Raw genomic sequence first — 619 nt, 5'->3', positions numbered from 1 at the left:
AAAGCACCTTCTGCTGTTCGAACAGCTTGGTGAACAGGATGAAGAACGAACCGAACGACATGATACCCAGGATAACGACGGTGGCGTAAGCGATTACACCGCCCTGCTCGAGAGCTTCCGCGAAACCGAAAGCGTTTTTCGGCGCTTCACCTGCAGCCGCAGCCAGCATTTCAATCAACATCAAAACTTCCTCTCAGAAAATAGATAGAGCGCCGCGTGAAAAATCGGTGCGTCTAGAACCAAAACCCAATCCGCCGCAGCGGCATCCAGTCCAAATGTTACTTCGGAATTTCCCAGCGAACCGCGTTCGAATAGGTATCCGAAATCGCGTTTCCGGCAGCGTCGAGAGCCGGCTTGAAGCGCGCCCTGCGGGTCACGTTCTTGCAGGTCGCCTCGTCGAGGTCGGCATGGCCGCTCGATCCGGTGATCTCGCAGTTCGTCACACGGCCGTCGGGACCGATGGTGACGCGGAAACGAGTGGTACCAGCACGCTCTTCACGCAGTGCGCGAGCGGGGTAATCGTTGGGGGTTGCCCAGCTGCCCGGGTTGCCACGCGGCGATGCACCCGAAGCCTTGGAAGGCGGCGGCGGCGGTGCCGGAGGCGCAGGCGGCGGCGCAG

The 619-nt window shown here is 60.3% G+C and carries 1 protein-coding gene and 1 pseudogene; both read right to left on the bottom strand.

The window, feature by feature from the left end; translation table 11 throughout:
* Positions 1–181, bottom strand: a pseudogene (locus tag ACFC3J_RS22895) (MotA/TolQ/ExbB proton channel family protein); the annotation flags it as partial.
* Positions 182–278: 97 nt separating this feature from the next.
* The coding region (locus ACFC3J_RS22890) for an energy transducer TonB (RefSeq protein ID WP_375198201.1) at positions 279–619 on the bottom strand (341 nt) is incomplete at its 5' end.

The sequence above is a fragment of the Sphingobium sp. genome (assembly GCF_041987595.1).
Classification (GTDB): Bacteria; Pseudomonadota; Alphaproteobacteria; order Sphingomonadales; family Sphingomonadaceae; genus Sphingobium.
Note: the sequence above shows the minus strand (reverse complement) of the source record. Positions and strands in the feature narration are given on the sequence as shown.